Annotated in this window: 15 protein-coding genes; 2 read left to right on the forward strand and 13 right to left on the reverse strand. The window is 69.6% G+C overall.

Features of this window, described 5'->3' with window-relative positions:
* Nucleotides 1-28: 28 nt before the first annotated feature.
* From ACRWNM_RS12695 to hemL, 7 genes are all read right to left on the reverse strand, one after another.
* Nucleotides 29-925 (reverse strand): MspA family porin, encoded by an 897-nt coding sequence (locus tag ACRWNM_RS12695; protein ID WP_431966882.1) that lies wholly within the window; start codon nucleotides 923-925, stop codon nucleotides 29-31.
* 483 nt (nucleotides 926-1408) lie between these two features.
* On the reverse strand, nucleotides 1409-2374 hold the full coding sequence (gene ccsB, locus ACRWNM_RS12700) for a c-type cytochrome biogenesis protein CcsB (RefSeq protein ID WP_431966884.1): 966 nt from the start codon (nucleotides 2372-2374) through the stop codon (nucleotides 1409-1411).
* 2 nt (nucleotides 2375-2376) lie between these two features.
* The gene (gene resB, locus ACRWNM_RS12705; protein WP_431966886.1) at nucleotides 2377-4047 is read right to left on the reverse strand and encodes a cytochrome c biogenesis protein ResB; all 1671 of its coding nucleotides are present in this window, start codon (nucleotides 4045-4047) and stop codon (nucleotides 2377-2379) included.
* Nucleotides 4044-4865: a cytochrome c biogenesis CcdA family protein gene (locus tag ACRWNM_RS12710; protein WP_431966889.1), complete on the reverse strand. Its 822-nt coding sequence runs from the start codon at nucleotides 4863-4865 to the stop codon at nucleotides 4044-4046. Before ACRWNM_RS12710 ends, resB begins: the two co-directional genes overlap by 4 nt.
* A gap of 31 nt (nucleotides 4866-4896) precedes the next feature.
* Nucleotides 4897-5556 carry a TlpA disulfide reductase family protein gene (locus tag ACRWNM_RS12715; protein WP_431966891.1) on the reverse strand — a complete coding sequence of 220 codons (660 nt, stop codon included), beginning with the start codon at nucleotides 5554-5556 and terminating at the stop codon, nucleotides 4897-4899.
* Nucleotides 5553-6170, reverse strand: a complete 618-nt coding sequence (locus ACRWNM_RS12720) for a histidine phosphatase family protein (protein WP_431967414.1) — start codon at nucleotides 6168-6170, stop codon at nucleotides 5553-5555. Before ACRWNM_RS12720 ends, ACRWNM_RS12715 begins: the two co-directional genes overlap by 4 nt.
* Nucleotides 6171-7057: 887 nt before the next feature.
* Complete coding sequence (gene hemL, locus ACRWNM_RS12725; RefSeq protein ID WP_431966893.1) at nucleotides 7058-8395, reverse strand: glutamate-1-semialdehyde 2,1-aminomutase; 1338 nt, start codon at nucleotides 8393-8395, stop codon at nucleotides 7058-7060.
* Between the two features lie 167 nt (nucleotides 8396-8562).
* On the opposite strand from hemL, the gene ACRWNM_RS12730 reads away from it, so the two are divergent.
* Nucleotides 8563-8955 (forward strand): hypothetical protein, encoded by a 393-nt coding sequence (locus ACRWNM_RS12730; RefSeq protein WP_431966895.1) that lies wholly within the window; start codon nucleotides 8563-8565, stop codon nucleotides 8953-8955.
* 86 nt (nucleotides 8956-9041) lie between these two features.
* Here the strand turns inward: ACRWNM_RS12730 and ACRWNM_RS12735 are convergent, their stop codons facing one another.
* The 6 genes from ACRWNM_RS12735 to hemB form a co-directional block, all read right to left on the reverse strand.
* Nucleotides 9042-9260, reverse strand: coding sequence for a hypothetical protein (locus tag ACRWNM_RS12735; protein WP_431966897.1), 219 nt, complete (start codon nucleotides 9258-9260; stop codon nucleotides 9042-9044).
* A 96-nt stretch (nucleotides 9261-9356) separates the two neighbouring features.
* Nucleotides 9357-9608 carry a hypothetical protein gene (locus ACRWNM_RS12740; RefSeq protein ID WP_431966899.1) on the reverse strand — a complete coding sequence of 84 codons (252 nt, stop codon included), beginning with the start codon at nucleotides 9606-9608 and terminating at the stop codon, nucleotides 9357-9359.
* A gap of 62 nt (nucleotides 9609-9670) precedes the next feature.
* Nucleotides 9671-9919 (reverse strand): hypothetical protein, encoded by a 249-nt coding sequence (locus ACRWNM_RS12745; RefSeq protein ID WP_431966901.1) that lies wholly within the window; start codon nucleotides 9917-9919, stop codon nucleotides 9671-9673.
* A complete protein-coding gene (locus ACRWNM_RS12750) occupies nucleotides 9916-10701 on the reverse strand; it encodes a hypothetical protein (RefSeq protein ID WP_431966903.1) in 786 nt (261 codons plus the stop codon). The genes ACRWNM_RS12745 and ACRWNM_RS12750 overlap by 4 nt, the downstream gene beginning before the upstream one ends.
* 341 nt (nucleotides 10702-11042) lie before the next feature.
* Nucleotides 11043-11573, reverse strand: coding sequence for a hypothetical protein (locus ACRWNM_RS12755; protein ID WP_431966905.1), 531 nt, complete (start codon nucleotides 11571-11573; stop codon nucleotides 11043-11045).
* Nucleotides 11570-12547, reverse strand: coding sequence for a porphobilinogen synthase (gene hemB, locus ACRWNM_RS12760; protein ID WP_431966907.1), 978 nt, complete (start codon nucleotides 12545-12547; stop codon nucleotides 11570-11572). Before hemB ends, ACRWNM_RS12755 begins: the two co-directional genes overlap by 4 nt.
* A 217-nt stretch (nucleotides 12548-12764) precedes the next feature.
* Here hemB and ACRWNM_RS12765 point away from each other — a divergent pair, with 217 nt between their 5' ends.
* On the forward strand, nucleotides 12765-13559 hold the full coding sequence (locus tag ACRWNM_RS12765) for a tetratricopeptide repeat protein (RefSeq protein ID WP_431966909.1): 795 nt from the start codon (nucleotides 12765-12767) through the stop codon (nucleotides 13557-13559).
* The last annotated feature ends 102 nt before the right edge of the window (nucleotides 13560-13661 follow it).

Genomic DNA, 13661 nt, shown 5'->3' on the forward strand with positions numbered 1-13661 from the left:
GCGATTCCGAGTCAGGTACCCAGTCGGATCAGAAGATGAACTGGCTGCCGTAGGCGGAGGTCTGCACCGTCCCCACCGCGGTACTCACCGTGGCGGTGATGAAGGGGACGGCCGAAACCGGTGAGGCACACTGGCCGACGTTCAACGCGGCGTTGTTGAAAATGAAGTGATACGGGAACACGGTCTTGTTGTCCAGGTTGGTCGTCACTGTCGTGACGGTGGTGATCTGGCCCGGCGCCAAGGTGGCTTCGAGGACCTCTGCCAGGCCCAGGGTCCCGCCGACGGTCGGTCCGAGGCTCGCGCTGGGGGCCGAGGCACTCGGGGACGTGGTGTCGACGCTCGGGGACGTGGTGTCGGCGCTCGGGGAGGTGGTGTCGGCGCTCGGGGAGGTGGTGGCGGCGCCCGCCGAGGTAGTAGCGGCGCCCGCCGAGGTAGTAGCGGCGCCCGCCGAGGTAGTAGCGAGACTCCGGGAGGTGGTGCTGGCACGCTGCGGTGTGGGCAGCGGCGTCAGCGTCGCACTCGGCGGTGTGGACACCGGAGTCACCTGTGTATTCGGTACTCGGGCGGCAACGTTCGACTGGCTGAATTCGGGGGAAATACTCGCCAACAGCCCTTGTTCTGGATCGATTCCGACGGTGAAGCCGTTGTCCAGACTGAGCGCGCAGCCGACGAGGAACCCCGCGACGGCCTCGCCGGACGTTATTCCATCACCCTCCACGTTCAGCGAGTAGTCGCCGGATAGCTGCGCGGCATGCGCGAACGTCATGAGGAAGTTCGGCATCCGGTCGCCCGGTGGGTCCACTTTGATGTTCTCCACCGATGTCGTCACATGAATCCCGGCACCGGATACGTCCGCGCCGGGCGGTTGGGCTCGGCTCGGCTCGGCGCCGGGCCACAGACCCACAGCCAGGACGGCCGCGACCACACCGGTCACGATAACGACGAATCGAGGTCGCATATCTGATTCCGTTCCGAATCGGATGTACATCAGCGGCGGCAGAATCGCATGAACAGACCGATATAGCTAATATTTGGCAAGCATAATGAGATACCGGCCCGGCTCGTTCAGGCTGCGGGGCGTGTTGCGCACCTTCCAGGGCTCAGCCATAGATTTGCCAAGCGCGGATGATGCTCAGGTTGCCTGAGGCGGCGTCGCCGCGGGGCACTATTGCGCTTCCCTGTTCATCAGCCACGGCGCCGACATCAAGACCGTGCAAGCGCGGGTCCGGCACGTCAGCGCGATCACCACGTCGCGGTACTACGCGCACCTTGGCCGGACACCGACGAGTCCACGCGGAACGCCGTGGGCGGCGTCCTCCGGGAACATCGCGAATCCACTGCGTACCGAGCCGGATTCAACCGCACCGGGAGATTCGAAGACAAGCGCTAACGCGCAGGTCGAAGCCAGTTAGTTCAGCCCCGCGTAGCTGTGCAACCCCGAGATCACGATGTTGATGATGAACAGGTTGAAGAGCATGGCGACGAAACCTGCGATGTTGATCCAGGCGGCCTTGGTGTCGCGCCAGCCGGAGGTGGCGCGGGCGTGCAGGTAGGCGGCGTAGAGGACCCAGGCGATGAAGGAGCAGGTCTCCTTGGGGTCCCAACCCCAGAAGCGGCCCCAGGCGGCCTCGGCCCAGATGGCGCCGAGGATGACGCCTGCGCCGAAGAGGGGGAAGCCGATGATGGTGGTCTTGTAGGCGAGGCGGTCGAGGGCGCGGGCGTCGGGCAGGCGGCGGGCGATCTTGCCGAGCGGGCTGTCGGACTCCTGGCCCTCGGGCTGACGCAGGCGGTACAGGAACAGCAGGCTCGCGACGCCGGACAGCAGGAAGATGCCGCTGCCGATGCTCACCACGGTGACGTGGATGGGCAGCCAGAACGATTTCAGCGCGGGCACCACGGGCGCGGCCTCCGCGTACAACACCTGCCCGGCGAGGAACATCAGGACGAGCACGGGCGCGATCAGGAACACCCAGATGGCGCGGAACTTCTGCTCGTACAGGAATCCGAGACCGACGACCAGCGCCGCCGCGCAGGCCATGGTGACGAACTCGTACATGTTGCCGAGCGGGAAGCGGTGGGTCGCGAAGCCGCGCAGCACGATCGAGGCGACGTGCAGGACGATGCCGACGATCAGCACGGAGAACGCCATGTTGCCGAACTGTTCGGCACGCGAACGGCGCGGTGGCGGCGCCACCTTCCCCGGCACGCCCGGCCCCGCGCCGCCACCGACGGTGACGAGTTCGCGCGCCTCGGCCTTGCGGGTCTGCACCGACGCGTACTGCGCGATCAGCAGACCGAGCGCGAGCACGTAGATGACGAACGCCGATTTGAAGGCGAGGTTGCTGTACCCGGCGAGGGTCTCGTCGATCGGCATGTTCACTCTCCCGTGCGTGTGGCGTCGGTCTTCACGTCGTCGCCCGCAGCCTCCAGCAGGCGCCCGCGGAGCCGGTCGAATTCGCCGCCCCAACCCGCCTGATCGGTTCTGGCGAGCCCGCCCATTTCTACTACGATGCGTCGTTGGTCAACGGTACCGGCAGGGTCGTCAGCCGGGTAGACCCGCACCCAGATCCGCCGCCGTTTCACCAGCAGCGAGACCAGCAGGCCTGCCATCATGGCCAGCGCGCTCACCAGCACCCACTGCTGGGCCGGGTCGTGCGAGACCTGCAGGTTCACGAATTCCTGCGCGCCGTCGAAGGTCACCTTCGCGCCGTTGGGCAGCGTGGTCGATTCGCCGGGGCGCAGGTTGACCCTGGCCTCCTTGGTGAGCCTGCCCTGCCGCACCATCTCCTGGTCCAGCGAGAACAGATCCTGCGATCGCCCGGTGTCGAGACCGGTGTCGCCGCGGTAGATGTCCACCGCGACGGCGGGGTCGTCCATGCTCGGGAAGGCCGAGGTGAGCAGGTTGCCATGGAACAGCGCGGTCGGCGCGAACAGACCCTCGATGGCGATCTGGTTCTTGCGGCGCTCCTCGTCGGTGGCGTACATGCCGCCGGGCGGGTCGATGCGCAGCACGCCGCTGGACAGGAAGGTCCGCGCGTCGTCGGGCCGCCACTGGATGGTCTCGGTCCTGGTCTGGCCGTTCGGGAAGGTCACGGTGAACGTCGGCGCGTACCCGTGGCCTTGGAGGTAGAGGCGATCGCCCTCGACCCGCAGCGGATGGTTGACCTGCAATGTGGCGGAGCGCCATGTGTCGGTGGCCAGATCCGGTCCGGCCTGGTAGTCGACGTCCGAGGTGAACATCTCGGCCTGTCCGGTGCGTAGGTAGTCGGCCTGGAAGTCCTTGACCCGCACGCAGACCGGCGTCATGCCGGTGCCGTCGTTGACGTTGCCCGCCCGGAAGGAGTCGAACACCGCGGGCGAGGTGGTGCAGAAGCCGGGGCCGTTGTTGGCGATCACGATGACGGTGCCCTCGTAGCCGAACAGCTTGCCCACCGCGATGGCCACCAGCAGGCAGACCAGCGCCAGATGGAAGACCAGATTGCCGAATTCGCGGGTGTAGCCCTTCTCCCCGGAGAGGGTGAGCTCGCCGGGGCGGTTGCCCGGCCGCACCTCGGTGCGCCAGCCGCGCAGCTGCCCGCGCGCGTGCTCGATCAACTGCTCGGGGGTGCTCGCCGACTCGCCCGAGTAGTGGTGCGGCAAACGGGACAGGTTGCGCGGGGCGCGCACCGGCGGGGTGCGCAGCGCCTTGTAGTGATCGAAGGTGCGCGGCAGGATGCAGCCGACCAGCGAGACGAACAGCAGCACGTAGACCGCGGTGAACCAGAAGCTGGAGAACACGTCGAACAGTTCGAAGCGGTCCATCCACGGTCCGAGCGTCGGGCGGTCGGCGATGTACTGTTCGACCTTCTGCTCGTTCAGGTTCCGCTGCGGCAGCAGGGCGCCGGGAATCGCGGCGAGCGCGAGCAGGAACAGCAGGACCAGTGCGGTGCGCATGCTGGTGAGCCCGCGCCAGGTGTTGCGGACGAGCGCGATGGCGCGGCCGGGTAGCGACTGCCGGGGCGGACGATGCGAGGCCGGTTCGGCCACGGGATGGTCGGTCACGGTCATATCGGCAGGGTCACCTCGGAGACGAACGCGTCGCGCACCCACGCCACGAACTGATCCCACGCCCCCGTGACCAGCGCGACGCCGACGGCCATGAGCAGGATGCCCCCGACGATCTGAATGGTTCGCGAATTGCGGCGCAGCCAGCCGACGCCGCGCAGTGCGCCCGCCGAACCGAAGGCCAGGATCACGAACGGCAGCCCGAGCCCGAGGCAGTACGCGACGATCAGCGCGACGCCGCGAACGGCTGTGGTGCCTTCGGTGCCCGCGGCCACCGCCATCACGCCGGACAGGGTGGGGCCGAGGCACGGCGTCCAGCCGAGCGCGAAGACGCCGCCGAGCAGCGGCGCGCCGACGAGGCTGGTGAGGCGGCGCGGCTCCATCCTGGTGTCGCGCTGCAAGGCGGGCACCAGACCGACGAACACCAGACCCATCAGGATCGTGACCACGCCGCCGATGCGTTGCAGCAGTTCACGATTCACGTTGAGGGTCTGGATGACGCCGAACACGGTGGCCGTCGCGAGCACGAAGACCACGGTGAAACCGGCGACGAACAGCCCGGCCGCACCGGCGACGCGCAACTTGCCCGCGCGCGCGGAAACCGCGACCGAGGAACGGCCTTTCGCCGACTCGGCGGTCGCGGGCGGGGCCTCGGCGCCGACCAGCCCGGCCAGATACGACAGGTACCCGGGCACCAGCGGAACCACGCACGGCGAGGCGAACGACACCAGCCCCGCCAGCAGGCACGCGCCGAGCGCGAGCAGCAGCGGGCCGGTCGCCGCCGTCTGCTGGAACGATTCCCCCACACTCGCGAGCACCATCACCGCACGCCCCACAAGGTCGGACGGCCCATCACTGCTCGCCCTCCTCGGCGAGTTTCGTCACGATCGGCTGCAGATCCTCCGCGATCAGCGACCGCAGGAAGACGGCCGCGACGCGATGCTGCCGGTCCAGCACGAGGGTGGTCGGGATGACGCTGGTCGGAAAATTGCCGCCGAGGGCGAGCAGGGTGCGCATGGACGGGTCGTAGATGGACGGGTAGCCGACCTTGTTGTCGGTGACGAAGTCCTGCGCCTTGTCCCGCTGGGGATCACGGACGTTGATGCCGAGGAAGGCGACGCCCTTGTCCTTGGTGGCTTCGTAGACCTTCTCCAGCGCGGGCGCCTCCGCGCGGCACGGCCCGCACCACTGGCCCCACAGGTTGACGACGACCACCTTGTCGGGGAAGTCGGCGACCGAGACGGTCTTGCCTTCGGTCATCAGATCGGGGCCGGAGAGCGCGCCGATGGTGCCGCGCGCGGCGGGCGGATCGTAGTAGATCTCGGTCTTGCCGCCCGGCGAGACGAATTCGAAGGTGCCGCCGGTGGCCACCGCGTCCGATCCGGTCGAGCAGCCCGCGAGCGCGGCCACCAGGGCCACGCACGCTACGAGCACCGGCGCGATCCGCCTGGCCGGCGTCCGTGCGGACGCGGACCTGACTGTCGCGGGGAACGACGCGGTGGCACGGATCATGCGCCGTGCACCGTGGGATCCGAACCGCCCGCGGGCTCGGAGTAGACGATGTCGACGAGCGTGTCACCCTGGTAGACCAGCGAGGTCAGCGAGGCGAGCGAGCACTGCCTGGCGCGCGGGTCGTGCCAGAGCCGCTGCCCTTGGAGGAACCGCCGCAGCGTCCAGACGGGCAGCTGGTGCGAGACGAGCACCGCCTCGCGACCCGCGGCCTCGACCCGAGCCTTGTTGACCGCGGCCAGCATGCGGTGCGCGATCTGCAGGTACGGCTCGCCCCAGGACGGGGTGAACGGGTCGCGCAGCTTCCACCAGTGCCGCGGCTTGCGCAGCGCGCCGTCGCCGACGGACACCCGCAGGCCCTCGAAGGTGTTGCCCGCCTCGATGAGGTTCTCGTCGGTGCGCACGATCACGCCGTGCTGCTCGGCGATCGGCGCGGCGGTCTCCTGCGCGCGCTGCAGCGGCGAGGCGATCACCACGGCGATGTCGTGATCGGACAGCGCCCGAGCGACCGCACCCGCCTGCGCCCGGCCGGTGACCGACAGGCTGAAGCCGGGCAGCCGACCGTAGAGAATGCCCTTCGGGTTGTGCACCTCGCCGTGCCGCAGCACGTGCACGATGGTCTCGACGGCCGGGCTCGCGTCGGCGAGGTCGGGCTCGCCGGAGCGCGGAGTGGCGGTGGTGCGCGAGGAGCGCGCGGGGGTTTCGGTGTCCTTGGCGCCGACGGCGGGCGGCTCGTCGGCGACCGCGTCGGAGAGTGTCGCGTCGGCTGCGGCGAGGTCGGCCGCGGACTGGTCGGCGGCGTTGGCCTCGGCGGTGTTCACATCGGCGTCGATCACAGCCTCGGCAGCGTTCAGATCGGCGGCCGCCTCGGCAGCAACTTCGGCAACCTCGGACTCAGCGGACTCGGCGGCCCCGGATTCGGCAGCGGCGTCGGCGATCTTGTCGGCCGCAACCGCCTCGGCATCGGCAGCGCTCACGTCCGCGGTGTTCTCGGCTGCATTCACATCGGTAGCAGCGGCCTCGACCTCTGCATCGACGGCATCAGACTCGACAGCAGCACCGGCCAGCTCGGCAGCAGCAACCATCTCAGTGTCGGCAGCGTTCGCTTTCGCGGCGGTCTCGGACTCGGCAGCAGCATCGACGGCGATCTCGGCAGCAGCATCGGTTGCGGCACCGGCAGCATTCACATCCGCGGCGGCGTCGGCAAGCTCGGCAGCGGCGTCGGCACCGGCGATCTCGTCGGCCGCGACGCTCTCAGCATCGGCATCCGCAGCACCCGCGTCGTCACCTTCCACCGGTGCGTCGGCGAGATCCAGGTCGGCGGCGGCAGCGGCCGACGCCGACGCGCGGGCGGCGGACTCCTCGGTGATCTCGGCTTCGGTGATCGCGCCGAGTGCCTCGGCCTCGCTGAACGGGGAGTCCGCGCTCGGCGGGGTGGTGGTCGTTGGGTCGGGGTCGGTCGGTAGTTCGCGGCGGGCGACGCCGGGCTTGTCGTGGTCGGAACTCACGCGCGGGATCCTTCGGGGGTGGCGGCCGCGGCCGCGTGCGCGGCGGCGGGCAGGGCTGCGGCGATTCGGTCGAACGCGTCCTCGTCGAGCGCCGCGGAGACGAACCACGCCTCGAACGCGCTCGGCGGCGCGTACACGCCGCCGTCGAGCAGCGCGTGGAAGAAGGCCGGGAAACGCCAGGTCTGGCTGGCCTTGGCGGTGGCGTAGTCGGTGACCGGACGGTCGGAGAAGAACACGCTCACCATATTGCCCGCGAACTGCACGTGATGCTCGACCCCCGCCGCGCCGAGCGCCTCGGTGAGCAGGCCGCCGAGCCGTTCGGCGTTGCGATCCAGTGCGGCGTAGACCGCGTCGTCGGCGGCACGCAGCGTGGCAAGGCCCGCGGCGACGGCGACGGGGTTACCCGAGAGCGTGCCCGCCTGGTACACCGGGCCGAGCGGGGCGAGCTGCTTCATCACCTCGGCGCGTCCGCCGAACGCGGCGGCGGGCAGGCCGCCGCTCATCACCTTGCCGAAGGTGTAGAGATCACCGGCGACACCGTCGCGACCGAACCAGCCGGAACGGCTGACGCGGAATCCGGTCATCACTTCGTCCATGATCAACAGCGCACCGTGCTCGGTGGTCAGCGCGCGCAGCCCTTCGTTGAAACCGGGCACCGGCGCGACCGCGCCCATGTTGCCCGCGGCGGCCTCGGTGATCACGCACGCGATCTGGCCGGGGTGCGCCGCGAAGGCCGCGGCCACCGCGTCGAGGTCGTTGTACGGAAGCACGATGGTGTCGCTCGCCTGCGCGCCGGTGACGCCGGGCGAGTTGGGCAGGCCGAGCGTCGCGACGCCCGAGCCCGCGTCGGCCAGCAGCGCGTCGACGTGGCCGTGGTAGCAGCCGCTGAACTTGATGATCTTGGTACGGCCCGTATAACCGCGGGCCAGCCGCACCGCGCTCATGGTGGCCTCGGTGCCGGAGTTCACCAGCCGCACCCGCTCCACCGGCGCGACGCGCTCGATGATCAACTCGGCGAGCTCGATCTCCGCCGCGGTGGGCGCGCCGAAGGACAGGCCGCCGACCGCGGCACGCTGCACCGCCTCGACGACCGCGGGGTGCGCGTGCCCGAGGATCATCGGACCCCAGGAGCACACCAGGTCGACGTAGTCGTTGCCGTCGGCATCGGTGAGCGTGTAACCCTTCGCGGAGTCGATGAACCGCGGCGTGCCGCCGACCGATTTGAACGCCCGCACCGGCGAGTTGACCCCGCCGGGGATCACCGCACTCGCCCGATCGAAGAGCTGAGCGGAAACCGGCACCGATGCCCTGGTCACGCGCGGAGAAGAACTCACGGCCTCCAGTGTCGCAGCCCCGGTGAACCCGGTCGACGACAGGGTGTAGGAGAGTGACGCGCGCCGCAGTCCGCCCGGCAACACGCCGGGCCGCGTTTGCCGCGATATCGGGCGACGCGTCCGTAATCTCTGCTGGTCGACTGCGACTACCCCTCGGGAGGCTCCTCATGCGGTTTGCCCTCGTCAGCACGGCAGCATTGGCCGTATTCACCTCCGCGGCAGCGCTATTCGGCGCTGGGACCGCCACGGCGGCCGACCCGGTCGCCGATCTGGACCAGGGCCGCATCGGCGTCCGGTTGAGCCACGAGGAGACGGCCGCGCTGGCGGGCGGCCCCGGCCCCGCGCTGATCACGATGTTCGTGCCGCTGGACCGGATCGGCGCAGGCTTGCACCAGGACACCGAGCTCTTCCGCGATCAGAGTGGCGGCGTGCGCGCCACCCTGCGCCAGGTGATCTCCGAATCCGCGAGCCACCCCGATGGTTCCGTAACCATCTATCTGAACGCGCCGGGGACTCGCAACGGCCGCGTGCTCGACATCTATCAGAACTGGTCCCGCTGAATGACGAACTCGCCCGCGGACCGAAGTCCGCGGGCGAGTAGTTCATTCGGCGACAGAGATTTCGGTTCCAGTGAGCGCCGGTACGCCTATGTGTAAACGCACGGCAGCGCGGCGGACAGGGTCTGCAACGAGCACAGGATCCCGTTCATGGCTCCCGCCGACCCGGTCTCCGGCACCAGACCGGCGACCGGCGCCGTCGGCTCCAGCGGCAGACCGGCCGGGTCCGCCAGCGCGGGCGAAGCGGCCAGACCGACCGCAGCGGTCGCGACCAGGGCCGCAACCGATCTCGTGACGAGAACTTTCACGAGTCACACCTTCCATTCGACAAGCCCACCGGCGAATACCGGTGCGCCACAGCACGAATCGTATGCGCATCGGAAGTTTTGTGAAGCGTTATCGTTTCAAATACTCGGGTTGGTGATGCCGACGCAGAACAACGCGAACCCGGTGGTGACCAGGCAGTCCAGTGGCGTGGGCAGCAACTCCAGCAGCCCGGGCGGCGGAGTCGCGGCGAACGCGGGCGCCACAGGCACAGGTGGCGGCGGGGTGGATTCGATGGGAGCGGCAGCGGCCGGTATCGCGGCGGCCGCACCGATCAGGCAACCCGCCGCAACCCCGACGGCGAGCTTCTCGGCGTGGATCGTCGGCTTCATGGTTGGGAGGTTCCCGCCCGCACGGCGGCAAAACGGGAGCGGCCGAGTTGTCCGGCCCCGCCTTACTTCTCGGCGGCGGAACGGACGGCGCGAGTGACGGCGTCGATGGCGAGCAGACCCGCCACCACGACCAGGAAAGCCGCGAGAACCAGCCACGGCGCGACATAGCGGGTCGCGTCGAAGGCGGGCATCTCGCCGAGCGCCGCGAACGACGTGGTGACGGTGCCACGACCCCAGCTCAGCGCCGCGAGCGCCAGCACGACGACGGCCGCCACGACCTCGCCGAGCGCCACCACCATGTCACGTCTCACCGGTCCGCTCCGTTCTCGCTGCGCTGCTCCTCGATGCCCTCGGCCGGCAACGCCTCCGCGCCATCGGCGGTGCGCCGCTCCTCGATGCCCCCGACCGGCAACGCCTCCGCGCCATCGGCGGTGCGCCGCTCCTCGATGCCCCCGACCGGCAACGCCTCCGCGCCATCGGCGGTGCGCCGCTCCTCGATGCCCCCGACCGGCGATGCCTCCATGCCATCGGCGCTGCGCTTTTCCTCGTCATGGGCGCTGCGCTTTTCCTCGACGCCCTCCGCCCGCTGCAGCTCCGCATCATCGGCCTTGTCCTGCGCCTCGACGTCCTCCGGCCGCAGCGCCGTGGCGAGCGCGGTCCGCAGACCGCGGTGATCGCGCGCCCACGCCTGCACCAGTCCGCCGTCGCCCAACCGCAGTCCGATCCCTTTCCGCCTGCGCGGCACACCGCTCAATTCGCCGAGCGCCCGCGCCGACTCCCACTCCTCATCGTTCCAGGAATGCTCGTCGCGCTCGGGCAACACGGCGGTGACGCCGGTGAGCGGCAGGGTCTCGGTGCCCTGACGCAGGGTGGACTCGGTGAGTTCGACGCTCACATGACGGCGGCCCGCGACCACTTGCAGCGCAACGAAAGCCGCGATGAGCGCCCCACAGAAGATCAGGGCGAACCAGTGCACCGGACTGGACGTGACCATTTCCAGTACCAGAACGAGAAGACAGAGCAGCGGGCCGTAAGCGACCGCGCGCCAGCGCGCACCCGGCTCCACGAACAGCACGGCGTCGCCATCGCTCACGCCGCGCTACCCATCAGATCGCGCCTCCGACGCAGCCCGGCGCCGGGTCGTCCCGCCGGTGAAATCAGCCGACCAGACCGGGCAGCAGCAGGACCGCGACGGTGACCAAGCCGAACAGGATCAGCAGGCTCAGGACGAGCAAGTCTCGTCGCATGCTCTGCGGCTGCTGGATCACCACTCGCATCTATGCCTCCGATCTCCCGGAGCCAACTGGATGACGCCCTCACGCAACGCAAGACAACGCATGACCAATAACTACCGGTTCCCATGATTACTGTGACAACCCTCACCATACATGTCCGCGCTACCGCGACAAACTCGATGCGGCCACCGTTATTCGTTCACCGGAGGTTGTTCTGGAAGTACTTCGTCGAGTCGGGACGGAAGCTGAGGAACAGTGCGCCGCCCGCGAGCACGCCCTGCACGATCGCCGCGCCGCCCGCGACCAGCGAGGCCGCGCCGGTCACCGCGTCCAGAGCGAACAGCGCCGCGACGGCGCCGAGCACCAGCCACACGGCCAGCACCGTCAGTACGGTGCGCGCCCAGAGCTTGCCGCGGCCGAACTGGTGTACGACCGCGAAAGCGCCCGCCGCCAGCGCCAGACCGGCGAGCACCATGACGACCAGCATCAGCGACACCAGCAGCTCGGCGGTGGCCATGGCGAAATTCGGGTCGCCCACCTTGCCCTGATCGAACATCCGCTGGTCGAGGTCCTCGCGCTGCTGCAACGAGGTCAGCACCGTGCCGACCAGCTGCACGACACCGAATCCGATGATCCCCCACCACAATTGGCGAGCCGTACGGATGTCTTCGGGCATCGGCGGCCGGTGCGGGACCGGCAGCACGCCCATCGGTCTCGGGGAGTTCGTCACGACAACCAGTGTGCGGCCTCGGTTGCCCAGTAGGTGAGCACGATGTCCGCGCCCGCCCGGCGGATGCTGGTCAGCGATTCCAGCACGGCGGCGCGGCGGTCGATCCAGCCGCGCTGCGCCGCCGCCGTGATCATCGAGTACTCGCCGGAGATCTGGTAGGCCGCCACCGGCACCGTGGACCGGTCGGCGACATCGCGCAGGATGTCCAGGTAGGACATGGCGGGCTTGACCATCACGATGTCGGCGCCCTCGGACAGGTCGAGCTCGAGCTCGCGCAGCGACTCCCTGCGGTTGGCCGGGTCCTGCTGATAGGTGCGGCGGTCGCCCTCCAGCGACGAGCCGACGGCCTCGCGGAACGGACCGTAGAAGGCCGAGGCGTACTTCGCGGCGTAGGCCAGGATGGCGGTGTCGGTGCGGCCGACCGCGTCGAGGCCGCGCCGGATCGCGCCGACTTGGCCGTCCATCATGCCGCTGGTGCCGAGCAGGTCGGCGCCCGCCTCGGCCTGCGAGATCGCCATGTCGACGTAGCGGTGCAGGGTCGCGTCGTTGTCCACCGCGCCGCCCGGCGCGAGCACGCCGCAGTGGCCGTGGTCGGTGAACTCGTCGAGGCAGGTGTCGGCCATGACCACCGTCGCGTCGCCGACCTCGTCGGCCAGCGCGCGCAGGCCGCGGTTCAGAATGCCCTTCGGATCGCTGGCCTGGCTGCCGGTGGCGTCCTTGTCCTCCGGCTTGGGCACGCCGAAGAGCATGAGCCCGCCGACGCCCGCCGTGACGGCCTCGACCGCCGCCTTGCGCAGCGAGTCCATCGAATGCTGGTAGACCCCCGGCATCGAACCGATCTCCCGCGGTTCGTCCAGCCCGTCGGCCACGAACATCGGCAGCACCAATTGCCGTGGTTCCAACGTTGTTTCGGCCACGAGACGGCGCAGAGCGGGAGTACGGCGCAACCGCCGCGGGCGGTCCATTCCGGTCATGAATCGCACGATACGCCTGCTCGGGGAAGGTGTCGCGAGCGCACCGGACGGGGGTGATCCGGCCCACCTCCGGCTTCGGGCCGGGACCGCCCCCATCGTCGTGAGCCGCGGCGAATCGGGTCGCGCATGGGACGCGACGGCGGCGGCTCGCTCCCACGGTCGCGAAATTGTGCGTCATCCTGAAGTCGGGGCACGCACGGACCTCGGAGGCAAGGCGATGACGGGTTACGACCGGTACGGATCGCGGGTGGCGGCGTTGCGGCGGTTCGCCGACGGCGGGGACGTGTGGGCGATGGAGCGGCTGGCCGAGGCGCTACGGGAGGCGAACGACCCGGGCGGCGCGGAACACTGGCTGCGACGGGCGGCGGAGCTCGGCAGCGGTTCCGCGCTCGTCCCGCTCGGCGAGCTCGCGGTGGCGGACGGGCGCGTGGCGGAGGCCATCGAATGGTGGGAGCAGGCCGTCGCCGCCGGTTGCGCGGGCGCGGATCTCCAGCTCGGGGCGCTGTATCTGGAGCGAGGGGAACTGGACGCGGCCGAGCGCTGGTTGCGACCGGCGGCGGAGGCGGGCGCCCCGGAGGCGATGACCAATATGGGCGTGATCGCGCACCGGCGCGAGGACGACGAGTCCGCCGTGCGCTGGTATGAGCGCGCCGCCGAGGCCGGAAATCCCACAGCAATGCGAAGTCTCGGTGTGCACCTGGCCCGCGCCGGTGCGTTCGAGCGCGCCGTCGAGCTGCTCGCCGAGGCCGCGCGTCGTGGTCGCCGCGACGCCATGGCGGTGCTCGGCGCGGCGTATTTGGATCGCGACGAATTCGACGAAGGCGAGCGCTGGCTGCGCCGAGGCGCGGCGGCGGGCGATCCCGAGTCGATGTTCCTCCTGGCGATGACGTTGCGGGACCGCCGAACCACCAGCACGCCGAACGGCGCCGCGTCTGACGAAGCCATTTACTGGCTCCGGAAGGCAGCCGATCTCGGCCACCCCGAAGCCCTTCGGCTGCTTCTCGACTCGTGACATCGCCGTCGCCCTGCCTGCCAGAGCATCGAGCGATCGTTCGGAGACGGCAGGCAGGATCAGCATTCCGTGCGCACCGACCGACGAGCCCGAAAAGTGTTG

The sequence above is a fragment of the Nocardia sp. bgisy134 genome (assembly GCF_965341865.1).
Lineage (GTDB): Bacteria > Actinomycetota > Actinomycetes > Mycobacteriales > Mycobacteriaceae > Nocardia.

What these genes read in the sequence shown, in the direction of transcription:
- resB (WP_431966886.1), bottom strand. Translation starts at nt 4,047, where the DNA reads ATGACCGTGACCGACCATCCCGTGGCCGAACCGGCCTCGCATCGTCCG.
- ACRWNM_RS12765 (WP_431966909.1), top strand. Translation starts at nt 12,765, where the DNA reads ATGACGGGTTACGACCGGTACGGATCGCGGGTGGCGGCGTTGCGGCGG.
- ACRWNM_RS12710 (WP_431966889.1), bottom strand. Translation starts at nt 4,865, where the DNA reads ATGGTGCTCGCGAGTGTGGGGGAATCGTTCCAGCAGACGGCGGCGACC.
- hemB (WP_431966907.1), bottom strand. Translation starts at nt 12,547, where the DNA reads ATGACCGGAATGGACCGCCCGCGGCGGTTGCGCCGTACTCCCGCTCTG.
- ccsB (WP_431966884.1), bottom strand. Translation starts at nt 2,374, where the DNA reads ATGCCGATCGACGAGACCCTCGCCGGGTACAGCAACCTCGCCTTCAAA.
- ACRWNM_RS12715 (WP_431966891.1), bottom strand. Translation starts at nt 5,556, where the DNA reads ATGATCCGTGCCACCGCGTCGTTCCCCGCGACAGTCAGGTCCGCGTCC.
- ACRWNM_RS12740 (WP_431966899.1), bottom strand. Translation starts at nt 9,608, where the DNA reads ATGAAGCCGACGATCCACGCCGAGAAGCTCGCCGTCGGGGTTGCGGCG.
- ACRWNM_RS12730 (WP_431966895.1), top strand. Translation starts at nt 8,563, where the DNA reads ATGCGGTTTGCCCTCGTCAGCACGGCAGCATTGGCCGTATTCACCTCC.